Below are 23,174 nucleotides of genomic sequence, written 5' to 3' on the forward strand. Positions count from 1 at the left end.
GCAGTCTACGTGGGCGTAGTGACGTGCATCCGACTCATACTCCACGTGTGCGGTTGCGATGGTAATACCACGCTCACGCTCTTCCGGTGCATTGTCGATGTCAGCGTAGTCTTTAAATACTCCACCCCGCGCTTCCGCCATCACTTTCGTGATCGCCGCCGTCAACGTGGTCTTACCGTGGTCAACGTGACCAATGGTTCCCACGTTTACGTGGGGTTTTGTACGCTCGAATTTTTCCTTGGACATCGACTCAATCTCCGAAAGGTTCGCTCTAAAACTTAATGACAAATAAACCCGTGCACTAGACATTAAGTACACGGGACTAGATTAATGGAGCCCATGAGCAGATTTGAACTGCTGACCTCACCCTTACCAAGGGTGTGCTCTACCAACTGAGCTACATGGGCCTTGCACTACAATCATAGAAGCCCTATCGAAGGACTTGATATGGAGCGGGTGATGGGAATCGAACCCACGTATTCAGCTTGGAAGGCTGAAGTTCTACCATTGAACTACACCCGCGCTGCCAAGCGACGGATCGCTTACCAAAACCGCTACAAATTCGTGGTGGAGGGGGGAGGATTCGAACCTCCGAAGGCGGAGCCGTCAGATTTACAGTCTGATCCCTTTGGCCACTCGGGAACCCCTCCACGAAGCCCGGCATTCTGCTTGATCATAGGGGTGCTGTCAATAACTTTTCCGAGAAATTAGTTAACAAAACACCTCCACCATTCCGCATCAGACGAGGGGGAAAAACGGCAACGCATACTCCCTATCGCCTAACTGGAATAGAGAAAGGATATTAAGGAAAACCACTATATAAAGGGATCAATTCACCGATAACATTGACTAATACACATAAGTTACTAATATTCTAATATTTTTTTCAGTTGACATAGGATAAATCGATAAAGCATTATTGCCGGCAGACAACAAGAAAAATAACGATTTCACGAAAATATATTAAAAACAGTAGCGACTTTTATGCCGCAGCCACACCCACACGTAGCGCCAGGCATAGTAGCGGAGGAATAAACAGATGCATTTCAAAAAACAGCTGCTTGTCACAGCGGTCTCTTCACTCTTCATATCAAGCGCCTGGGCCACCAACGGTTACGCACCTCATGGTATTGGGCAGAAGTCCCAAGGCATGGGCGGTGTCGGCGTCGCCTACTCCCAGGACGCTCTGGCGGGCGGCGTCAACCCAGCCGGCATGGTGAACGTAGGCAACCGTATTGATCTAGGTGTTAACTGGTTCAGACCGATACGCAGTGCCGACATTGTCGGCCACCCGACCTCCAGCGGCCATTTTGACGGCAGTGACACTAAAAACTTTCTGATCCCCGAATTTGGTTACAACCGCATGTTGGATGCGAACAGCTCGTTTGGCGTCTCAGTCTTTGGTACCGGGGGCATGAATTCTGACTACAAGGATGGTATCCCACTATTCAATGGTGCCTCATACCCCACCCGCACAGGCGTCGACTTGGCCCAGCTGTTTATCGTCCCAACCTACGCGGTCAAGCTGAACGAAAACCACTCCGTAGGCATTGGCCTCAACCTGGCCGTACAGGCATTTGAGGCACAAGGCCTGCAAAACTTTACCGGATTTTCAACCAGCCCTACGAACCTTACCAATAATGGTCATGATATATCCTATGGGGCCGGCATCCGGTTGGGCTGGCAGGGCAAGGTCTCCGATACGGTAACTCTGGGCGCCACTTATCAGACCCGCACCTACATGTCAGAATTCGACGACTATGCCGGCCTATTCGCCGAGCAAGGTGACTTTGACATTCCCGAAAACTTCGCCATCGGCATCGCCGTGCAGGCCACACCCAAGCTGGTTATAGCAGCGGATGTAATGCGCATCAACTATAGCGAAATCAACTCGGTAGGCAACGGCGGCCCCGCCACCAATGCGCTGGCATTCCCCCTTGGCGGTGACAACGCCGCGGGCTTCGGCTGGGAGGATCAGACAATCTACAAACTGGGGATTTCCTATCAGTACAGCAAACAACTGACCCTACGCGCAGGCTACAACCACGCGGACCAACCCATTCCAGCTGCGGAGACCCTGTTCAACGTGCTCGCCCCCGCCACCGTAGAGGATCACCTGACCCTCGGCGCCACCTGGACCATGGACAACGGCTCCGAACTTACCTTCAGCTATATGCACGCCTTTGAGAACTCGGTGAACGGCTCCGGTTCCATCCCGGGCTTTCTCGGCGGCGGTAATGCCAACCTAAAGATGTACCAGGATGCCATCGGTGTTGCTTATAGCTGGAAAATGTAACATCCAGCTAGCAACAAGGTGGGTTGAAACGCAAACCGCTTACCCATCCAAGCATAAAAAACCCGCGGCTTAACCGCGGGTTTTTTATGCTCATCCATTTAACCTGGACAATCAGTCTGAATGGAGTAAGTGCATCGCCTTTTGAAATTGCCCTTCAAGCAAATCAGGCAAAACCCGTTCGCCATCCTCTAGCGCACCAGCAATCGATTCGGCATCCTGCTTCGACGGACGCCCCAAGACATAATTAACCACTTCCCGCGCACTCCCCGGATGATCAATTCCGATACGAAGACGCCAGAACTCCCTACCTCCCATAGCACTAACAATATCCCTCAAACCATTATGTCCGGCATGACCGCCACCAAACTTGAGCCGCACCACTCCCGGGGCCATATCCAGTTCGTCATGCGCCACCAGCATCTCTTCCAGGCCAATCTTGTAGTACTTCGCCAGACTGGATACCGACTGACCACTACGATTCATGAAAGCGGTGGGCTTCAACAACCAGCACTCCCGCCCCCCGATCAGAATACGACAGACTTGGCCATGAAACTTTGAATCGGATTTAAAGGTGCCTCCATGACGCTCCGCCAACAGATCCACAAACCAGAAACCCGCATTATGGCGCGTTAAGGCATAGTCAGTTCCGGGATTCCCCAAACCAACAATCAGACGGATAGGCTGTGTGGATTGATTACTCATTGGAAACGGTCACCATAGTAAACAGCGAGCCGGTCATTAGAGGGGGCAAAAACAAGTAAGCCGGGCATCGCCCGGCTTACTTGATTGAGCGCAGAGCGTAGACTACTCCTCTGCTGCACCCTCTCCCTCTCCGGCCTCATCCTCTTCCACTGCCACATGTGCAGCATGGATCGAAACGACTTGCACATCTTGCGCGTCATCCTGCGCTAACGCAGGCAGTTCGACGCCTTTCGGCAATACCAATTCAGACAGCATTACCGCCTCACCCAGCCCCAACGCAGACACATTAACCTCAATGTATTCTGGCAGATCTCCTGGCAGACAGCTCACATCAACCTCGGTAAGCAGATGGGACACCACACCACCGGCCTTCACGCCAGGCGCCACCTCTTCACCTACGAAGTGCAGTGGAACATGGGTCTTCAGTTTCTCCTTGGCACTGACACGCAGAAAATCCGCGTGCATGATAAACGGACGAGCCGGATGACGCTGAAGATCCTTAAGGATCACCTGCTCCGATTTACCGTCAATCTTCAAGGTCAGAACATGGGAGTAAAACGCCTCCTGATTCAGATGCTGAATCAGATCACTGTGCACCATAGAGATCATAGCGGGGTCCTGATGAGCACCGTAAACGATACCCGGGACCAATCCGGCATGACGCAGGCGGCGGCTCGCACCCTTCCCTGTATCAGTGCGCAATTGCGCATTAACAACAAAAGCTTCTTTCATGATTTTCTCCAAATCACTTAGGTTAAATAATCACTGCCTTTCCGCGACCAGAAACGGCAGTGAAGGATTGGCGATCACTCCATAAAGAGTGAAGTCACCGATTCATTTAGGGCAACCCTGCGCATCGTTTCCGCCAGAAGTTCCGCAATGCAGATCTGGCGAATACGGCTGCAGTTCTGCGCCTCTTCGTGCAGTTGGATAGTATTGGAAACCACCAACTGATCAAGTACAGAGTTTTCAATATTCTGAATCGCCGGACCGGACAACACAGGATGGGTACAGTAAGCGATGACTCGCTCCGCACCTCGATCTTTTAACGCCTGCGCCGCCTTGCACAAGGTACCGGCCGTATCGACCATGTCATCGATCAACACACAGGTGCGGCCCTTGACATCACCGATAATATTCATCACCTGAGCATCATTGGCTTTGGGTCGACGTTTATCGATGATCGCTAGATCAGCATCATCCAACTGCTTGGCCAACGCCCGCGCACGCACTACACCACCCACATCCGGCGAAACCACCATCAGGTTCGGATACTTCTGGCGCCACACGTCACCCAAAAGCACCGGCAAGGCGTAAATGTTGTCCACCGGTATATCAAAGAAACCCTGGATCTGATCAGCATGCAGATCAACCGTCACAACACGATCAGCCCCCGCAGCGGCAATCTGTTTCGCCACCAGACGCGCCGTAATCGGCACCCTGGCAGAGCGCGGTCGCCGATCCTGACGCGCGTAACCAAAATAGGGGATAACCGCTGTAATACGCTCAGCCGAAGCCCAACGCAGCGCATCGATCAACACCAGCAACTCCATCAGATTGTCGTTCGTCGGCTGCGAGGTGCTCTGAATCACGTACACATCACGCCCACGCACGCTTTCCTGGATCTCAGCCATCGCCTCGCCATCGCTGAAGCGACCGACGACTGCCTTACCCATACGCAGACTGAGACGTGAAGTAATCTCGTTAACAAGATCAGGATTGGAATTTCCTGAAAACACCATCATGTGGCTATCCGGCATAACAAGCCTCTCCACCAATCTGACAAACTACGGGAAATGATCACGCTTCGTGTATGCAAGCCAATTTGGGCAACTGCGAGCAGATGCCCATTGAAATATGGCTTGGGCGGGGATGACTCCGGGCCGCGCCCTCCGCCCCCGCGGGGCCAGCGGCAAGCCGCTGTTAGGCTCGCTCCGCTCACCTTTCGAACCTTTAGGTTCTCACCCTACCGCCCAGGTACTGCCTTGCAGATACCTCAGCTAATTTGGCTGGGGCGGTAGGATTCGAACCTACGTATGCCTGGATCAAAACCAGGTGCCTAGCCGCTTGGCGACGCCCCAAAAACTTAACTTTTTAAAGCCCTATCCGTGCCAGTAAAGGCGACTGATCCAGACCTTTGGCAACAAAGGCGGTAAATTTTTCAGGCACTTGCTGCAGCAGTTGCCGCGCTTCTGCCTCATGCCTAAATTCGGCGAATACCGCTCCGCCGGTACCTGTCAGCCTGGCCACAGCAGTTTTACCCAACCAGCGTATCGCCTCGGCGACATCAGGATAGTGACTTGTTACCACCGGCAAGCAATCATTTTCCTGACCGCCGGCAAGAAAGTCGCGTATTGTCGTTCGAGGAGCGTTCCGTGTCAATTCCGGATCGTTAAAAACATCGGCTGTCGAAACATGACAGGGTGGCATCAACACAAGATACCAGGCAGCCGGCAGATCGATCGGGGTCAGCGCCTCACCAATCCCCTCTGCCCAAGCCGCTTGCCCCCTAACAAAGACCGGCACATCGGCACCCAGTCCGAGGCCCAATTCAGCCAACCTATCCATGGAATAATCGAGATCCCACAACCTGTTAAGCGCAACCAACACGGTGGCAGCATCCGAGCTGCCACCACCCAAGCCGCCACCCATGGGAATATTTTTAACCAGGGAGATATCCACACCCAAAGACGCGCCCGACTCCCTCTGCAGGAGTCGCGCCGCCCTGATCATCAAGTCCTCCGACTCGGCAACGGCATCGTTTCCGCTTATCCGCCTAATCAACCCGTCGCCCCTGACCCGAAATCCTATTTGATCCGCAAAATCGACAAAGCGAAACACCGTCTGTAGCAGGTGGTAGCCATCCGGTCGACGCCCGACCACACGCAACATCAAATTCAATTTAGCCGGAGCCGGCCACCAGTCATCGTGATTGGGATTCGTTGTCATGCAGTCGGCGTAATGTATTTGAACCAGGAGCTACGCTATCAAAAATAAGGATCAGATCTTAAGGCGTCGCATCACTTCCAGTACATATTCACTTTGCGGTGACTTATCCAGAATGCCTTGCCACACTTTCCTTGCCTGTTGCTGTTCACCGGTCACCCAGAGCACTTCACCCAGATGCGCAGCGATCTCCGGGTCCGGCAATTTTTCAAAGGCCTGGCGCAAGTAACCTATCGCCTCCTGATAACGACCCAATCTGAACATCACCCAGCCCATGCTATCCAAGATGGCTGCCGAATCCGGCTTCAACGCCAAGGCTCGCTGAATATAGTCCAGTGCCTCCTGATGCCGATTGGTCTGATCCGCTAAGGTGTAGCCAAGGGCATTTAGGGCATCGGCATGCTTCGGATCATTGGCGATAACCTGCAGCAGATCCCGCTCCAGAATATCTACCCGTTTTTGGGTGGCGGCGTACAGGCCACGTGCATACAGCAGGTCATTATTGTTTGGCATGGCGCTGATCGCCGTATCAAACAACCCCATTACCTGTTCAGGTGTGCCATGTTCACGCAGCAATTCTACTTCCATCAGGTAAAATCTGGCCGCTTGATCCGGATACTGGATACGCTTTCTCTGCAACCAGTCGAGCGCCTCACGTATCTCTCCGTCCGATGCCATCAACCTGACAATACGCGCCTGAGCCTCATCGCTGAATTCACCGTTTTCGACACGTTGATACCAGCGAATCGCCTGTTTCGACTCCCCTTTGCTCTCTGCAATACGCCCCAGATAATAGGCCGCCACATCTGTACGCTTATCCAGTTCGATGAGGTGCATGAAATGCCCCTTCGCCGCCTCATCTTTTTTCAATTCCAGGGCAATCAAGCCAAGCCAGTAACTGGCGGCAGCGGCATCCTTTTCTACCTTCTCCAGCTTGAGAAATTGGTCATAAGCCAATTGCAGCTCTTTGGCATCCACCAAAATGCGCGCATAGGCAGAAAGCAGCAAAGGATCATCGACAAAGCGCCCCACCGCCTCAGCCAACAGCGCCCGAGCCCTCGGCTTATTGCCCTGAGCCAGGTAAACACGACTCAGCACCAGATAACCTTTTGGCCAGTCGGGGTGGGTGGCGACCAGCGTATTGGCCAGCTTTTCGGCCTCCGCGTAGTCTTTGTCCACCATGGCGGCAATGGCCAAGGCGTAACCGCCACGCGGATCATCGGGAAACGCCCCCACCAGCTTCCGCATCAGATCCAGTGCCGTTTCCCGCTTTAGCTCCCGGTTAATCGCCGCCATTACATTAAGAAAACCGTTCTCATCTTTATCTTCACTGATGTGGACAATCGCCTTGAGATGCTCCAGCACGGACGCATTGACGTCATGCCTTAGCATCAAAACGACCACCAGCTGACGCGCCGTGAGATCGTCCGGGGCCAGTTCCACCCAGAGCGTGGCCGCTTTCACAGCCAGATCATCCCGATCCATATGTAGGGCCAGACGGGTGGCCCGTTCAGCGGACTTTGCATCGCCAGCCAATTGAGCAACCTGAAGCTGATGCGTATATGCTTCACTCAACGCACCTCGTTGTGCAGCCACCTCGCCCGCCAACAGATTGAAGATAATGTCCTCCGTCAACGCCACAACCGGGGTTGACGACTCGGCGGATTTGGCAGCGTCTTGCTTGGGAGCAGGCGGATTGGAAGCAGAAGGAGCTGTGGGCTCGGGTACAGTTTTGACGGGGGTGGTTTGGCAGCCGGTAAGATTCCAGAAAATAGCGAATGTAAGTACTAGTTGAAGCGACAGCCGCATGAATATTACACCTGATAAATGCCCATCTCCGGGCCTGTTAGTGAAGATAGATGATAACCGAGTTTACCGCCAATGGACGACATTAAACGACTGAATAGTACCTCATGACTTGTATTTAACCTTTTGATAATACAAAATTTCACTTTCCAAGACCCAGTATTGAGGGCCGATGTGAACTTTCGCCACCCAGCCGATGGCATAATGATTGCCGGACCCGGGATTCGAATTCACATGCGGCACATACTGAGACTACCCTGAAACACGATAAGTTCATATGGCACTGATTGCACTCGGCGTTAACCACAAGACAGCACCTATCGGTATCCGCGAACGGCTCACCTTTGGGCCGGATATCATCGTTGCTGCGCTGCGTAGCCTGTCTGACAGACCGGGAATCGATGAAGCGGTGATTCTCTCAACCTGCAATCGGACCGAACTCTACTGCGCCCATACCCGGTCAAACCGCGAAGAGATCTGCGCCTGGCTGGGGGAGTTTCACGGCCTGGAGCAAGAGACTATTTCACCCTTTCTCTACAGCCACCAGGACCAGGAGTGTGTACGTCACCTGCTCAAAGTGGCCAGCGGGCTGGACTCCATGGTTCTTGGGGAACCACAGATTCTGGGACAGGTAAAACAAGCTTTCCAAACAGCCAATGACGCCTCATCAACCGGAAAATTTCTGGGTCGCCTGTTTCAGCACACCTTCTCCGTGGCCAAACAGGTGCGCACCGATACCGCTATTGGACACAGCCCGGTCTCCGTCGCTTTTGCCGCCGTCAGCCTGGCCCGCCAGATTTTCAGCGATCTGTCACAACAGACGGCACTGTTGATTGGCGCCGGGGAAACCATTGAACTGGCGGCACGACACCTCCACCAACACGGCGTCGGTCGAATTATCGTCGCCAACCGGACCCTCGAGAAAGCCCACCTCTTAGCCAACCAGTTCGATGGTTTCGCCATTGGCCTGACCGAAATACCCAACCACCTGGCCGAAGCGGACATTGTGATCTCTTCCACCGCAAGCCCGTTGCCGGTCGTCGGTAAGGGCACGGTGGAAAGCGCGCTGAAAAAGCGCAAACACCAACCGATCTTCATGGTCGATATTGCCGTACCGCGGGATATCGAAAGCGAAGTGAGCGAGCTGAACGACATCTATCTCTACACCGTTGACGACCTGCAGGAGGTGATACAGGAAAATCTCCGCTCGCGGCAGGAAGCCGCCGAACAGGCGGTGGAGATTGTCGACCTGCATGTTGAAGAGTTTATGGGATGGCTGCGCTCTCTGGACGCCGTTGGTATGATCCAGGATTATCGGCGCCAGGCGGAACGGATGCGCGACGATGTACTGGAGCGCGCATTGAAGCAGATGCAGTCCGGCAAATCCCCAGAAGAGAGTCTGAAATTCCTTGCCCACACGCTCACCAACAAGTTGCTGCACACGCCTAGTACACAAATCCGACAGGCCGGCTTTGAGGGTCAATCGGAGATCCTTGAGGCGGCCAACACCCTTTTCCAGATCAGTGATAAAACCACTCAATGAAGGCATCCATACGCAGCAAGCTGGACCAGATTGCCGAACGTTTTGAAGAGATCACCGCCCTCCTCGCCGAACCCGAAGTCCAGAACGATCAAAACCGCTACCGGGCACTGGGCCAGGAGTACGCCCAACTGGAACCGGTTGTAGAGTGCTTCGGTCGCTATCGCGCGCTGGAGGGGGAGATTGCCAGTACCCGGGAGATGCTGAACGACCCGGAGATGGCGGACCTGGCAAAAGAAGAGCTGACCGAAGGCGAGCAGCAATTGCAAACGCTGGAACCGGAACTGCAGCGATTGCTGATCCCAGCGGATCCGAACGATGACCGGAACATTTTTCTTGAGGTTCGAGCCGGGACGGGGGGCGCCGAGGCGGCCCTGTTTGCCGGCGACCTGCTGCGCATGTACCTGCGCTATGCCGAGCAGATGGGCTGGCAAACCGAAACCATCAGCCAGACCCTTGGTGAACAGGGCGGCTATAAAGAGGTGGTCAGCCGGGTCTCCGGACGCAATGTTTACTCAAGGTTGAAATTTGAGTCCGGGACCCATCGCGTGCAGCGGGTACCCGAAACCGAATCCCAAGGCCGGGTACACACTTCCGCCTGTACCGTCGCGATCCTGCCGGAAGCAGCGGAAGTCGACAATGTTGAGGTCAATAGCAACGATCTGCGCATCGACACCTTCCGTGCATCCGGAGCCGGTGGGCAACATGTCAACAAGACCGACTCGGCGGTCCGTATCACCCACTTGCCCTCTGGCATCGTCGTCGAGTGCCAGGACGAACGATCGCAACACAAAAACAAAGCGCGCGCGCTGTCGCTGCTTCAAGCCAAACTGCTTGCCGGTATTCAGGAAAAGCAGGCCAGCGAGCAGGCCGAATCCCGCAAACTGCAGGTGGGCAGTGGTGACCGCTCGGAACGGATCCGGACCTACAACTTCCCGCAAAACCGAGTCACCGACCACCGCATCAATCTAACCCTCTACAAGCTGGATGAAATCATGACCGGTGCGCTTGATCAGGTGATCGATCCTCTGACCCACGAGCATCAAGCGGAGCAGCTCACCTCATTGGCCCACTGATTGGCGAGAGTCCGATGCCCCTGCCACCCCTGCTCTCTCTAAATAACGCGCTTCAGCACGCCGTGAAGCTTTATGGGCTCGCCGCGCTGGAGGCCGAGGTCCTGTTGGCCCATGTCCTGCAAAAAAACCGCAGTCACCTCTACGCCTGGCCCGAACAGATCCTTACCCTCCGACAGCAATCAGACTTCCTGGCCCTGGCCGAGCGTCGCCGCCAAGGGGAGCCGCTGGCCTATCTTACCGGATACCGGGAATTCTGGTCGCTCTCATTCCGGGTGACGCAAGACACCCTGATACCGAGACCGGAAACAGAGATACTGGTTGAGCGCGCCCTGGCGCTCCTTGCGGATCTGGACAAAGCCAGGGTGGCAGACCTGGGCACCGGGAGCGGCGCGATCGCCGCCGCGATCGCCAGCGAATGCCCACAAGCGGAGATCCTTGCCACCGATATTTCGGCCGCCGCGCTGGCCGTCGCCAGCGACAATTTCAAGCAACTGGGCCTATCCCATATCGAGGCGTACCAGGGGGCCTGGTTTGATGCCCTGAAAAACAGGGGGCACTATCACTTGATCGTCAGTAATCCCCCCTATGTGGCGGAAGGTGACCCCCATCTGCAGCAGAACGGTCTCCCCTGGGAACCAAACACCGCCTTGACCTCCGGTGCCGACGGACTACAGGATATCCGCCTGCTGATCGTACAGGCCCCTGAATACCTTCAGCCCGAAGGCTGGCTGATGCTGGAGCACGGCATGGACCAGGGCACCGCAGTTCGCGAGCTCTTTGCCCACGCCGGCTATCGGGAGATAACTACCCATCAGGATCTGGAGGCGCGAGACCGGTTGACCCAGGGTAAGCGACCAGTGGATGATGCAGACAAAAGGGCGCGAAACAGTAGCCTTTAAATTCATATTAAAATGATCGCGGAGTGCTTGATAATTTCTGCGTAGTGTTTAGGATCATCAATATGGAAAGCGACGTCATCAAGCACCGGGAGATCGTTTTCGCGGAGCTCCACCCCGATCCTGAGCAGGCGCACTCAGCCGTCAAGTTATTGGAAGGCGTCGAGGGTGTGATCGAGGTTCTGGCCGAGACCCATATACAACTAAAAGTACGTTATAACGTGCTCCAGATATCGTTGGAACACATCGAGACTTCCCTGGTGGATTGCGGATTCCATCTCAGCAGCAAGTTGATCTACAAAATCTCGCGCGCCCTGTACTATTACACCGAAGAGATCCAGCGGGCCAACAATGGGTGCAGCGACGAGGACCACAACAGCACACGCAAAATTTTCATCAACCGCTACGAACATAGAACTCACGGCTGCTCGGACCCAAGACCCGAGCACTGGCGAAAATATCTGTAGCAGGATCCTACAGCGGATAATTCCCTATTCAGGGGCCAGGAGGCGGGAGTTGCCATGCCGGGCCATGCCTGAGAATAGATGACTTGACCTGCCACTTATGAATGACGACCAACTTCTGCGCTACAGCAGACAGATCATGCTCCCCAGTATCGGTATCGAGGGCCAAGAGAAGCTCCTCGAATCCCGTATTGTGATTTTCGGCATGGGGGGGCTCGGCTCCCCCGCCGCCATGTACCTGGCGGCAGCCGGGGTAGGCGAGCTGGTGCTGGTGGATTTCGATCGTGTCGACCTGACCAACCTACAGCGCCAGATTATCCATACGACCGGCAGCATCGGACAACTGAAAGTGGATTCCGCTCGCCAGACATTGCGCTCGCTGAATCCCGAATGCCGGATTGAAACCGTCTCATCCCGGCTCGAAGGGGAAGAACTGGAGAGGGAGATCAAGCGTGCCAATCTGGTTGTCGACGGCACCGACAACTTCACCACCCGCTTTGCCATCAATGAGGCCTGCGTCAAACACCAGATCCCCCTAGTATCGGGTGCCGCCATACGTATGGAGGGGCAAGTCGCTGTCTTCACCGGACGGCAGGGAGAACCCTGCTACCGCTGCCTTTATGGCAGTGCGGCCGAAATGGATGAAACCTGCTCTGCCAACGGCGTTCTTTCCCCCCTGGTAGGCATCATCGGTAGCGTACAGGCACTGGAAGCGATTAAGGTGCTCACCGGTGCCGGTCACGCGCTAATCGGCAGACTGCTGCTCCTGGATGCCCTGGAGATGCAGTGGCGTACCCTGACACTCAACAAAGACCCGGCCTGCAAAACCTGCAGCCAGCAACCGTAACTCTCAATGAGCAAAATAACTATACCGGACGCAACCGCCACCTACCTGGATAACCTGCGCCAAGATATCGTATTCCAGGAAACCCTACGCAACCAGACCCTTACCTACCACACCACTTGGGGCCTGTTTTCACCAAAGGGGATCGACGAAGGTAGCCGCCTTTTGCTTGACCACCTGGAGGTGGGAGAGGCGGATAACACCCTGGACCTGGGTTGTGGCTATGGGCCGCTCGGACTGACCCTGGCCCGACTGGCACCTCAGGGCACCAGCATACTGGTGGACAAGGACTTTGTAGCGATCGATTACAGCCAAAAGAATGCCCAGATTAATGGCATCACCAATACGGAAATCTTCCTTAGCAACGGTTTTTCCCAAATCGGTGATCGGCGCTTTGACCTGATCGTATCCAACCTACCGGCCAAGACCGGCAAGGAACTCTATTACCTCTACTTCTACGATGCCTTGGTTAGGATGAATCCCGGTGCCCGATTCTACGTCGTCACCATTAGCGGATTGCGCAAATTCATTCAAAAGGCATTTATAGAGGTGTTCGGAAACTACAAAAAACTCAAGCAGGGAGCCACCTATACCGTGGCCATGGCTAAGGTTCCAGAATAACCGATACCGGCCTAGCCTCCCAAAAGCACGATCCAAAAGGGGAGATGTTTGGGCATCACTGCTTAATGCTTTATAATCCCGCGCTATAACAGGCGGTCGGCGGGGGCGGCTGTTATCTTTCTGATGCCATGCCACCAGTATCCAACATAAGGACGGGAAGGCTACGCGTGCGGACGATTCAGAAAACATCATGACTCAAACAAAAATACTGGTTGCCGACGACGATGTGTTCACGCTCACCAGCATCGCCAACGGCCTGAGTGATGCCGGTTACGCGGTGATATCTGCCTCAGACGGCGAAACCGCTGTACGCCTGGGCCTGCTTGAGCATCCTGATCTCGCCATCCTGGATATCCGCATGCCGGGGATGACCGGCATTGAGGCGGCACGAGAGTTAAAGACGCGGGGGCATATCAGCACCCTGTTCCTCAGCGCCTACGCCCATCGCGATGTAGTGGAGATAGCGACCCGTGAGGGGGCGCTCGGCTACCTGGTCAAACCGATCAACACCAAGCAGCTGATACCGGCGATCGAAGCGGCACTAAAGCGCTCCGTCGAGCTGCAACAACTGCAAAAGAAAGAGTCGGATCTACTTGAAGCGATCAATCGGAATCGTGAAATCAGCGTTGCCATCGGCATTTATATGCAGCGCTTCGCCGCCGATGAGCAGGACGCTTTCGACGCCATCAGAAGATTTGCCCGGTTCAAGAGCCTGAAACTGGCCGCTGTAGCCCAGGCCCTGGTCAAAGAGAGCACCGGCCGTGAAGAGTTGATCGAGGCTATTTTCCAACACAGCCAGCGACCGGGCTAACCCAGCGAACAGCCCAAAGCCCAAAGCCCAAAGCCCGCCAGCAGGCCTTAACCACACTTGGCCGATAGAACAATCCTGCCGACCGTAGCAATCAGAGCTTTTTCAGTAGCAGTTCGTTAACCTGCTGTGGGTTGGCCTTGCCCTTGGACTGCTTCATCACCTGCCCGACAAAGAATCCGAGCATTTTGGGCCGCTTTTTCTCGTCGGCATTGCGATAATTGGCGACCTGTTCCGGATTGGCCGCCAGCACCTCATCCACCACCGCTTCAATAGCTCCGCTATCGGTGATCTGCTTCAGCCCCTGGGCCGCGATAATGTGATCGGCGCTGCCTTCCCCCGCCCACATCGCCTCGAACACCTGTTTGGCGATCTTGCCGGAGATGGTCTTGTCAACGATGCGCAGCAGCATACCACCCAGCGCCTCGGCGCTTACCGGGCTTTCACCGAGAGACAGACCCGCCTTGTTCAGCGCCCCGGAGAGCTCGCCCATCACCCAGTTGGCCGCCAGCTTGGCGTCACCCGCCACTTTCACCGTCTGCTCAAAATAGTCGGCCAGACCTTTGCTCGCCGTGAGCACCGCGGCATCGTAACGGCTGAGTTCGTACTCCCCCTCGAAGCGGGCCCGTTTAGCATCGGGTAACTCGGGCATGGAACGGGTGACCGCTTCGATCACGCCCTCATCCAACTCTACCGGCAGCAGGTCCGGATCGGGGAAATAACGGTAGTCATTGGCCTCTTCCTTGGAGCGCATGGAGCGGGTCTCATCCTTGTCGGCATCATACAACCGGGTCTCCTGGACCACCTCGCCGCCCGCCTCGATCAGATCGATCTGGCGCTCTACCTCTATATTGATGGCACGCTCCAAAAAGCGGAATGAATTGAGATTCTTCAGCTCGGCGCGAGTACCCAGTGGACCGCCCTTGGGCCGGACCGATACATTGGCGTCACAACGGAACGAACCCTCTTGCATATTGCCATCACAGATACCCAAATACTGGACGATCTGGTGGATCTTCTTGGCATAGGCCACCGCCTCTTTAGCGGAACGCATATCCGGCTCCGACACAATCTCCAGCAGGGGCGTTCCGGCCCGGTTCAGATCCACCCCGGTCATACCGTGAAAATCCTCATGCAGCGACTTGCCGGCATCCTCCTCCAGATGGGCTCGGGTAACCCCCACCAACTTGACCGCGCCGGCATCCAGCTCAATCTCGACCTCACCCTTACCGACAATCGGCAGTTCGAACTGACTGATCTGGTAGCCTTTGGGCAGATCGGGATAAAAATAGTTTTTACGGGCAAACACCGAGCGCCGCCCCAGCTCCGCATGGATCGCCACACCAAATGTTATCGCCATGCGCACCGCTTCTTTATTGAGTACCGGCAGTACGCCCGGCATACCCAGGTCTACGTTGCAGGCCTGCGTATTGGGGGCGGAACCAAAGGCTGTGGAGGCCCCGGAAAAGATCTTCGATTTGGTGGCCAACTGGGCATGTATCTCCAGCCCGATTACGGTTTCCCATTGCATATGCTGTCTCTATGTTCCGTCTCTATTACTCAAATCCGGCCGGGCTGGCACTGTGCCAATCGGTTACCTGCTGCAGTTGGTGCGCCACATTTAGCAACCGCGCCTCATCGAAATAGTTGCCAATCATCTGCAGACCCACCGGCATACCATCGACCGGCCGGACCGGCACGGATATACCGGGCAAGCCAGCCAGGTTGACCGCGATGGTATAGATATCCGACAGGTACATGGTGACCGGGTCATCCGATTTCTCACCGATCTCAAAAGCGGTCGAGGGCGCAGTCGGCCCCATGATCACATCCACCTTTTCAAAGGCGGCACGAAAATCATCAGAAATCAGATGGCGAATCTGCTGCGCCTTCAGGTAGTAAGCGTCGTAGTAGCCAGCGGAGAGTGCATAGGTGCCGATCATGATGCGCCGCTTCACTTCCGCCCCAAACCCCTCCCCCCGGGAGCGCTTGTACAGATCCTCCAGATCTTGCGGATCGCTGCAGCGGTAGCCGTAACGCACCCCATCGAAACGTGACAGATTGGAGGAGCATTCCGCCGGTGCCACCACATAATAGGTCGGAATACCCAGGTGGGTGTTGGGCAGGCTGATCTCCACCAGCTCGGCACCCAAACGGGTGAACTCATTCAGCGCCAGCTGTATGGACTCGGCAATGGCACTGTCCAACCCCTCCCCCATGTACTCTTTGGGCACACCGATACGCAACCCCTTCAGGTCATCATTCAGGGAGGCGCTGTAATCCGGAACCGGCTGTTCGGCACTGGTGGAATCGTGCGTATCAAAACCGGCCATCGCCTGCAGCAGGGCGGCCGCATCCGCCGCACTGCGCGCCATCGGCCCGCCTTGGTCAAGCGACGAAGCAAAGGCGATCATGCCGTAGCGTGACACCCGACCATAGGTGGGCTTCAGCCCGGTGATACCACAAAAGGCAGCAGGCTGGCGGATCGATCCACCAGTATCGGTTCCGGTGGCGGCGACACAGAGTCGGGCGGCCACGGCAGCCGCGGAGCCACCCGAAGAACCGCCTGGGACGCAGATCAACTTCCAGGGGTTGCGCACCGGTCCGTAGAAACTGTTCTCGTTTGAAGAGCCCATGGCGAACTCATCCATGTTGGCCTTACCCAACATGACCGCACCCGCCTGTTTCAACTGGGCGACCACATGGGCATCGTAAGGGGCGACAAAATTATCCAACATCTTGGAACCACAACTGGTTTTTACCCCATCGGTGCAGAAGATATCCTTATGCACGATGGGAATACCAATCAGGTCGCCGGCATCACCCGCGCGAATGCGCCGATCCGCCAGTTTAGCCTCCTGCAGGGCAGCCTCTTCACACACGCTGACAAAGCAGTTTAATGCCGGATTGTGTTCGGCAATCCGGTCCAGATAGGCTCGGGTGAGCTCCACACTGGTAAACTCGCCGGCCCGCAGGCCCTGTGCCAACTCCGCGATACTTTTGCTATGCATTCACTTGATCCATCTAAGTCTTTCGGCTGCGCTGTTCAATCATTCGCGCAGGAGTTTGTTACTCGATCACCCGCGGGACCAGGTAGAGTCCCTCTTCCGTCAGCGGCGCTATCGCCTGGAACTTGTCCCGCTGATCCGTTTCGGTCACGTCATCTTCCCGCAACCGCTGCGCCATATGCAGTGGATGAGCCATGGGTTCGACACCGGCGGTATCGGCGGCCTCCATCTGCTCAACCAGGTGCAGGATATTCGACAGATCGGCCGTCACCGCATCCAGTTCATCTTCGCTCACCGCGAGACGAGCCAGGTGGGCAATCTTCTCAACATCGGATCTTTCCAACGACATGATTTCCTCGATATACAGGCAGTTGCACAGGGGCTATGATGATGCCGAAGCAGGTCGGACAACACGCCAGCCTGACAACTGCACAGGCCAAACAGGACCGGAATAGCGTAAGAGGGGGAAATTAACACATTTAGCACCGCTCGTGCAGGTGCTGAAATGATAAACAAGCCCCCAAACCGGACTATTTTCAATCAGAGTTCCTTGCCCAATGCCCCCCGCGGTTGCTAGATTACGTCTTTTCCCGGGGCAACATGCTGCATGTGGAGCCCTGCAACGACTAACGCACATCTCACGGGATATCAATTTCGCAATGTTCAGACGCATACGCGGGCTTTTCTCCAACGATCTGTCGATCGATCTCGGAACGGCCAACACCCTGATTTACGCACGCGGCCAAGGCATCGTGCTCAATGAACCCTCCGTAGTAGCCATCCGTCAGGACCGAGGGCCGGGCAGCGGCAAGTCAGTGGCGGCAGTCGGTGAAGAAGCCAAGCGAATGCTCGGCCGCACCCCGAACAACATCACCGCGATCCGACCGATGAAGGATGGGGTGATCGCCGACTTTACCGTCACCGAAAAGATGCTGCAGCACTTCATCCATAAGGTACACGAAGCTAAACTGATTCGCCCCAGCCCCCGGGTGTTGGTCTGCGTTCCCTGCGGATCGACCCAGGTGGAGCGCCGGGCGATCCGCGAATCGGCCGCCGGTGCCGGTGCCCGCGAGGTCTACCTGATTGAAGAACCTATGTCCGCCGCCATTGGCGCCGGCCTGCCGGTCAACGAAGCGCGCGGATCCATGGTACTGGACATCGGCGGCGGCACCTCCGAGGTAGCCATCATCTCCCTCAACGGCATCGTCTACTCCAACTCGGTACGGGTCGGTGGTGACCGCTTCGATGAAGCGATCATCAACTATGTCCGGCGTAACTACGGCACCCTCATCGGAGAAGCCACCGCAGAGCGGGTCAAAAAAGAGATCGGCTCCGCCTTCCCCGGCAACGAAGTGAAAGAGATGGAGATCAAGGGGCGCAATCTGGCAGAGGGTATTCCCCGCAGCTTCACCTTGACCAGCAATGAGATCCTCGAAGCGATGCAGGAACCGCTTTCCGGTATTGTCGGTGCGGTCAAGGCGGCACTGGAGCAGACCCCCCCTGAACTGGGCGCGGATGTGGCCGAGTGCGGCATCGTCCTCACCGGCGGCGGCGCGCTGCTGCGGGATATCGACCGACTGCTCGAAGAGGAGACCGGCCTGCCGGTTCTCATCGCGGAAGACCCGTTGACCTGCGTTGCGCGGGGCGGCGGCAGGGCCCTCGAAATGCTGGACGAACGAGGCGGAGAATTGCTGTTCGCACTGGAGTAATTGCCATCAGGCGCTGATCAAGAGTTAAGAGGCTGATCCCCTATTAAGCCGATCTTTACACAAGGCCCGTCGATGAGTATCCGCGTATTGCTCGCCGTGGTGCTTTCGCTCGCCCTGATGATCGTGGATCACCGCCAACACCATCTGGAATCGGTACGTTCGCTCCTCTCCACGGTGATCTATCCGCTCCAGTATGTCGCCGATCTGCCTATCTCCTTCGGCTACTGGGTCTCTGAAACCTTCGCCACCCGCAGTCGACTGCAGGAAGAAAATCGGGAATTACACCGGGAGAACCTGCTGTTACAAGGACGACAACAGAAGCTGGCGTCATTGGAAGCGGAGAATATGCGCCTGCGTGACCTGCTCGATTCCTCGTTTAAGATCGGTGACCGGGTACTGGTTGCCGAACTGGTTGCCGTAGATATGGACCCATACCGACACCTAGTGCTGCTTAACAAAGGCTCCAGTTCGGGTATCTACAAGGGACAACCGGTCTTGCATGCCAACGCCGTCATGGGGCAGGTCGTGCATGTCAACCGCTTCACCTCGTCCGTACTAATGATCACCGACGCCAGCCACGCGCTACCGATCCAGGTCAACCGCAACGGCCTTCGAACCATCGCCATCGGCACCGGACATATCGACGAGCTGGAACTGCCCAATCTGCCAAACAATGCGGATATCAAAGTGGGGGATCTGCTGGTCACTTCCGGCCTGGGCGGGCGTTTTCCGGCCGGTTATCCGGTCGCAACCGTCACCGAAATACAGCGTGAGCCGGGCGAACCCTTCGCCCGAATCAAGGCCCAGCCCAGCGCGCACCTGGAACGCGCCCGCGAAGCCCTGTTGGTCTGGACACTGACACCGCCGGACCGAAACGCTGCCGACGAAACCGGCACCACCCCGACGGCTACCGAGCAAGCCGAGACAACAACGCCGCGGAGAGAGCCATGACACTGACTCCCCGTAGCGGCACGCCGATTATCATCGCCACCTTCTGCGTTGCCCTGCTGCTGGCTATTCTGCCGCTGCCGGACTGGGCCCAGATGCTGCGCCCGCAATGGTACACCCTGGTTCTGATCTACTGGACCCTGGCACTGCCCCAGCGGGTCGGTGTGGGGGTGGGCTGGCTGCTCGGTATCACGGTCGACGTCCTGTCGGGTACCCTCCTGGGTCAACACGCCCTGGCCCTGGCGCTGATCGCCTACATCACCTTTGAGATGCATCTGCGAATCCGCCTGTTCCCGCTGTGGCAGCAGTCGCTCACCATCCTGGTACTGCTGCTGATGGAAAAGCTGCTCTCCCTGTGGGTAATGGGGGCAGTCGGACAACCCACGCCACCGCTCACCTACTGGGCGCCTCCATTGGTGGGAATGTTCCTCTGGCCCTGGATCTATATCGTGCTGCGGGACCTGCGGCGGAAGTTCCAAGTAAGCTGATCCCATGTATCAGACCACGCTGAAAGATTACCTGCGCGAGAGCCACCTATTCCGGGCTCGCGCCATCACCGCCGCCCTGATCATATTTTTGCTACTGATCTTGCTCATCCTGCACCTGGCCAAACTGCAGATCGTCGATCACGCCCATTTCACCACGCTGTCACGTGACAACCGGGTCAAGGTCGAACCACTGCCACCGACCCGGGGATTGATCTATGACCGCAACGGCATCATCCTGGCCCAAAACCTGCCCACCCACAGCCTTGAGATCACCCCAGAGCGGGTCAAAGACCTGGACAAGACACTGCAGGAACTGGGTAAGATCATCCACATCAGTGACAATGACCTGAAGCGCTTCAAACGCCTGAAAAGCCATCAGCGCCGTTTCGAAAGTATCCCCATCCGAGTCCAGTTGACGGATGAAGAGGTGGCCCGTTTTGCCGTCAACCGCCACCTGTTCCCAGGTGTCGACATCCAAGCCAAGCTCTTGCGGGACTATCCGCTAAAGGATGTCACCGCCCACATCCTCGGCTACGTCGGTCGCATCAATAAGCGCGAATTGCAGACCATCGATAACTCCAGTTATTCCGGCACCACACACATCGGTAAAAACGGAATCGAGAAATACTATGAAGAGACCCTGCACGGCAAGGTAGGCCTGCAGCAGGTTGAAATCAATGCCCTGGGCCGTGTGATCCGGGTGCTGGAAAGTCAACCACCGGTGCCGGGAATGGACCTCCACCTTACCCTGGATGCCAATCTGCAGCGGGTCGCGATGGATGCATTCGAGGATGAAAACGGCGCTGCGGTAGCGATTAACCCCCAGACCGGGGATATCCTGGCCATGGTGAGCAAACCGGGTTTTGACCCCAATCTGTTTGTCGAAGGGATATCCTCAGCGGACTATAACGCACTGCAAAACTCAATAGATAAACCCCTGTTCAACCGCGCCATACGGGGCCAATACCCACCCGGCTCCACCATCAAGCCGTTTATCGGATTAGGGGGGCTGGAATACGGCATCATCACGCCCACCCAGAAAAAATTCTGCCCCGGTTTTTTCCAACTTCCGAATCACGACCATAAATACCGCGACTGGAAAAAGATCGGCCATGGCTCGGTCAACCTGCGTGACGCCATCACCCAATCCTGTGATGTTTACTACTACGACCTGGCGCAGCAGATGGGGATCGACAAACTGGCGGAATTTCTTGCCCCCTTTGGGTTCGGCAAAAAGACCGGCGTCGACATTACCGGAGAACTGGGGGGCCTGCTGCCCTCCAGGGATTGGAAAAGAGAGAACAAAAACCAACCTTGGTATCCGGGGGAAACGTTGATCACAGGCATCGGCCAAGGTTACTTCCTCACCACGCCGTTGCAACTGGCGAGCGCCACTGCAACGCTCGCCAGTCGCGGCCAACGTCTAAGACCGCGGATCGTCAAGTCGATCCAGCATAACGACGAAGCCACGCCCACAGAGCAACCGATCACTCCGCAGCAGGCAATCACCCGGCAGTCCGACGCCAATTGGGATAGTATCTTCGACGCCATGCTCCAAGTCACCGAAGGCTTGCGCGGTACGGCGCGGTTGGTCCGTAACAAGCAGTACCATATTGCGGGAAAGACGGGTACTGCTCAGGTATTTACCGTTAAACAGGAAGAGAAATACGAAGCGGAGAACCTGGAAAAAAAGATGATTGATCATGCCCTCTTTATCGCCTTTGCCCCGGCCGAAGCACCCCGCATTGCCGTCGCGGTGATTGTGGAGAATGGCGGCCACGGCGGTTCAGTGGCCGCCCCCATCGCCAAGGCCATCATGGATCGCTACCTGCTACAGGAGGCACATTGATGGCACACTACAAACCGAGCGGCCTGCCTGAATCCAACCCAACCCGGGCCGAAGGTCTACTGGCCGATCTGCATCTCGATCTGCCACTGTTGACCGGCCTGATTCTGCTGTGCGGGTTTGGTCTGCTGGTGCTGTACAGCGCCAGCGGCCAGGACATGGCTGTCATCGAGAGACAACTGATTCGACTGGCGGTAGCCTTTGCCGTCATGATCGCCGTGGCCCAGGTACCTCCTGCCACACTACGCCGCTGGTCCCCCTGGCTGTTTGGTGCCGGCATCCTGATGCTCGTCGCCGTATTGATCGCCGGACAGATCGGTAAGGGCGCGCAACGCTGGCTCAACTTGGGCTTTTTCCGCTTTCAACCGTCCGAACTGGTGAAACTCGCCGTACCCATGATGATCGCCTGGTTTCTGGCGGAGAAATCGCTACCGCCGCGCTGGAGCCGCCTGGCCATAGCCGGCGTAATGATCCTGATTCCGGTACTGCTGATAGCCCGGCAACCCGATCTCGGCACCTCGCTGCTGGTTGCCAGCGCCGGCATCTTCGTACTCTTCCTTGCCGGGCTCAGCTGGCGCTTTATCGGCGGGATGATCGTCACCGCTATCCCGGTCTCCTGGATCCTGTGGGAGTGGGGTATGCGGGATTACCAGCGTAACCGGGTACTCACCTTCCTCAATCCTGAGCGGGACCCGTTGGGGACCGGCTACCACATCATTCAGTCCAAGATCGCGATCGGCTCCGGCGGGCTGTACGGCAAGGGCTGGCTGAACGGCACCCAGTCTTTCCTGGAGTTTCTGCCCGAAGGCACCACCGACTTTATCTTCGCAGTACTGTCGGAGGAGTTTGGCTTTATCGGCATCCTGCTGCTGTTGACGCTCTATCTAGTAATCATACTGCGAGGGCTCTATATCGCTTCCCAGGCACAGGATACCTTCAGCCGACTGCTGGGAGGCGCAGTGACCATGGTCTTTTTCGTTTACCTGTTCGTCAATACCGGGATGGTAAGCGGCATTCTGCCGGTCGTCGGGGTACCACTCCCCCTGGTCAGCTATGGGGGCACTTCACTGGTGACCATCATGGCCGGGTTCGGTATCCTGATGTCCATACACACCCATCGCAAACTACTGCCCACATGATGGGGTGGTTAAACGGGACAGCTGCTGCGCAAAAGGA

Annotated in this window: 22 protein-coding genes and 4 tRNA genes; 13 read left to right on the top strand and 13 right to left on the bottom strand. The window is 56.3% G+C overall.

The genetic code is table 11. From position 1 onward, the window contains the following. The 4 genes from ACQY5R_RS11510 to ACQY5R_RS11525 form a co-directional block, all read right to left on the bottom strand. Positions 1-246 (bottom strand): GTP-binding protein (locus tag ACQY5R_RS11510; protein ID WP_428608434.1); only part of this gene is annotated, 246 nt, incomplete at its 3' end. A gap of 85 nt (positions 247-331) precedes the next feature. Continuing rightward, positions 332-407: transfer RNA gene (locus ACQY5R_RS11515), tRNA-Thr, on the bottom strand. A gap of 41 nt (positions 408-448) precedes the next feature. After that, positions 449-522: transfer RNA gene (locus ACQY5R_RS11520), tRNA-Gly, on the bottom strand. 43 nt (positions 523-565) lie between these two features. Then, positions 566-650, bottom strand: a tRNA-Tyr gene (locus tag ACQY5R_RS11525). A 389-nt stretch (positions 651-1,039) separates the two neighbouring features. On the opposite strand from ACQY5R_RS11525, the gene ACQY5R_RS11530 reads away from it, so the two are divergent. After that, positions 1,040-2,296, top strand: a complete 1,257-nt coding sequence (locus ACQY5R_RS11530) for an OmpP1/FadL family transporter (RefSeq protein WP_428608437.1) — start codon at positions 1,040-1,042, stop codon at positions 2,294-2,296. 111 nt (positions 2,297-2,407) lie between these two features. Here the strand turns inward: ACQY5R_RS11530 and pth are convergent, their stop codons facing one another. The 6 genes from pth to ACQY5R_RS11560 form a co-directional block, all read right to left on the bottom strand. Next, positions 2,408-2,998, bottom strand: coding sequence for an aminoacyl-tRNA hydrolase (gene pth, locus ACQY5R_RS11535; RefSeq protein WP_428608439.1), 591 nt, complete (start codon positions 2,996-2,998; stop codon positions 2,408-2,410). A gap of 102 nt (positions 2,999-3,100) precedes the next feature. Further along, positions 3,101-3,730 carry a 50S ribosomal protein L25/general stress protein Ctc gene (locus ACQY5R_RS11540; protein WP_428608441.1) on the bottom strand — a complete coding sequence of 210 codons (630 nt, stop codon included), beginning with the start codon at positions 3,728-3,730 and terminating at the stop codon, positions 3,101-3,103. A 74-nt stretch (positions 3,731-3,804) separates the two neighbouring features. Further along, entirely contained in the window at positions 3,805-4,758 is a 954-nt protein-coding gene (locus tag ACQY5R_RS11545) for a ribose-phosphate diphosphokinase (RefSeq protein WP_428608444.1), read from the bottom strand. A 246-nt stretch (positions 4,759-5,004) separates the two neighbouring features. Beyond that, positions 5,005-5,079 (bottom strand) — tRNA-Gln (locus ACQY5R_RS11550). 13 nt (positions 5,080-5,092) lie between these two features. Continuing rightward, positions 5,093-5,947, bottom strand: coding sequence for a 4-(cytidine 5'-diphospho)-2-C-methyl-D-erythritol kinase (gene ispE, locus ACQY5R_RS11555; protein ID WP_428608446.1), 855 nt, complete (start codon positions 5,945-5,947; stop codon positions 5,093-5,095). 51 nt (positions 5,948-5,998) lie between these two features. Further along, entirely contained in the window at positions 5,999-7,579 is a 1,581-nt protein-coding gene (locus ACQY5R_RS11560) for a tetratricopeptide repeat protein (protein ID WP_428608448.1), read from the bottom strand. Between the two features lie 448 nt (positions 7,580-8,027). Here ACQY5R_RS11560 and hemA point away from each other — a divergent pair, with 448 nt between their 5' ends. From hemA to ACQY5R_RS11595, 7 genes are all read left to right on the top strand, one after another. Next, positions 8,028-9,293, top strand: coding sequence for a glutamyl-tRNA reductase (gene hemA, locus ACQY5R_RS11565; protein WP_428608451.1), 1,266 nt, complete (start codon positions 8,028-8,030; stop codon positions 9,291-9,293). Beyond that, positions 9,290-10,366 (top strand): peptide chain release factor 1, encoded by a 1,077-nt coding sequence (prfA, locus tag ACQY5R_RS11570; protein ID WP_428608453.1) that lies wholly within the window; start codon positions 9,290-9,292, stop codon positions 10,364-10,366. Before hemA ends, prfA begins: the two co-directional genes overlap by 4 nt. A gap of 14 nt (positions 10,367-10,380) precedes the next feature. Further along, a complete protein-coding gene (gene prmC / locus ACQY5R_RS11575) occupies positions 10,381-11,265 on the top strand; it encodes a peptide chain release factor N(5)-glutamine methyltransferase (RefSeq protein ID WP_428608456.1) in 885 nt (294 codons plus the stop codon). Positions 11,266-11,327: 62 nt separating this feature from the next. Beyond that, complete coding sequence (locus tag ACQY5R_RS11580; protein ID WP_428608459.1) at positions 11,328-11,729, top strand: hypothetical protein; 402 nt, start codon at positions 11,328-11,330, stop codon at positions 11,727-11,729. Positions 11,730-11,826: 97 nt separating this feature from the next. Then, positions 11,827-12,573, top strand: coding sequence for a HesA/MoeB/ThiF family protein (locus ACQY5R_RS11585; RefSeq protein ID WP_428608461.1), 747 nt, complete (start codon positions 11,827-11,829; stop codon positions 12,571-12,573). 6 nt (positions 12,574-12,579) lie between these two features. Continuing rightward, positions 12,580-13,191 (top strand): class I SAM-dependent methyltransferase, encoded by a 612-nt coding sequence (locus tag ACQY5R_RS11590; RefSeq protein ID WP_428608463.1) that lies wholly within the window; start codon positions 12,580-12,582, stop codon positions 13,189-13,191. A gap of 190 nt (positions 13,192-13,381) precedes the next feature. Continuing rightward, complete coding sequence (locus ACQY5R_RS11595) at positions 13,382-14,002, top strand: ANTAR domain-containing response regulator (RefSeq protein WP_428608466.1); 621 nt, start codon at positions 13,382-13,384, stop codon at positions 14,000-14,002. A gap of 91 nt (positions 14,003-14,093) precedes the next feature. On the opposite strand, the gene gatB is transcribed toward ACQY5R_RS11595, so the two are convergent. Genes gatB through gatC form a run of 3 tightly spaced genes read right to left on the bottom strand, consistent with a single transcriptional unit; the run spans position 14,094 to position 17,356 of the window. Further along, entirely contained in the window at positions 14,094-15,530 is a 1,437-nt protein-coding gene (gene gatB, locus ACQY5R_RS11600) for an Asp-tRNA(Asn)/Glu-tRNA(Gln) amidotransferase subunit GatB (RefSeq protein WP_428608467.1), read from the bottom strand. Between the two features lie 25 nt (positions 15,531-15,555). Beyond that, positions 15,556-17,010, bottom strand: a complete 1,455-nt coding sequence (gene gatA / locus ACQY5R_RS11605) for an Asp-tRNA(Asn)/Glu-tRNA(Gln) amidotransferase subunit GatA (RefSeq protein ID WP_428608469.1) — start codon at positions 17,008-17,010, stop codon at positions 15,556-15,558. A 58-nt stretch (positions 17,011-17,068) separates the two neighbouring features. Further along, positions 17,069-17,356: an Asp-tRNA(Asn)/Glu-tRNA(Gln) amidotransferase subunit GatC gene (gene gatC, locus ACQY5R_RS11610; RefSeq protein ID WP_428608471.1), complete on the bottom strand. Its 288-nt coding sequence runs from the start codon at positions 17,354-17,356 to the stop codon at positions 17,069-17,071. A gap of 310 nt (positions 17,357-17,666) precedes the next feature. Between gatC and ACQY5R_RS11615 the strand changes: the two genes are divergently transcribed. The 5 genes from ACQY5R_RS11615 to rodA are packed head-to-tail and all read left to right on the top strand — an operon-like array spanning position 17,667 to position 23,137. Next, on the top strand, positions 17,667-18,716 hold the full coding sequence (locus ACQY5R_RS11615; protein WP_428608473.1) for a rod shape-determining protein: 1,050 nt from the start codon (positions 17,667-17,669) through the stop codon (positions 18,714-18,716). A gap of 51 nt (positions 18,717-18,767) precedes the next feature. Next, positions 18,768-19,667: a rod shape-determining protein MreC gene (mreC, locus tag ACQY5R_RS11620; protein ID WP_428608684.1), complete on the top strand. Its 900-nt coding sequence runs from the start codon at positions 18,768-18,770 to the stop codon at positions 19,665-19,667. After that, entirely contained in the window at positions 19,664-20,152 is a 489-nt protein-coding gene (gene mreD / locus ACQY5R_RS11625) for a rod shape-determining protein MreD (RefSeq protein ID WP_428608476.1), read from the top strand. Before mreC ends, mreD begins: the two co-directional genes overlap by 4 nt. Positions 20,153-20,156: 4 nt before the next feature. Continuing rightward, positions 20,157-22,001 (top strand): penicillin-binding protein 2, encoded by a 1,845-nt coding sequence (gene mrdA, locus ACQY5R_RS11630; RefSeq protein ID WP_428608479.1) that lies wholly within the window; start codon positions 20,157-20,159, stop codon positions 21,999-22,001. Next, complete coding sequence (gene rodA / locus ACQY5R_RS11635; RefSeq protein ID WP_428608482.1) at positions 22,001-23,137, top strand: rod shape-determining protein RodA; 1,137 nt, start codon at positions 22,001-22,003, stop codon at positions 23,135-23,137. Before mrdA ends, rodA begins: the two co-directional genes overlap by 1 nt. Positions 23,138-23,174: the final 37 nt, after the last annotated feature.

Origin of the sequence: Sedimenticola sp. (assembly GCF_050289425.1) — a bacterium.
In the GTDB taxonomy this organism is placed as follows: Bacteria; Pseudomonadota; Gammaproteobacteria; order Chromatiales; family Chromatiaceae; genus Sedimenticola.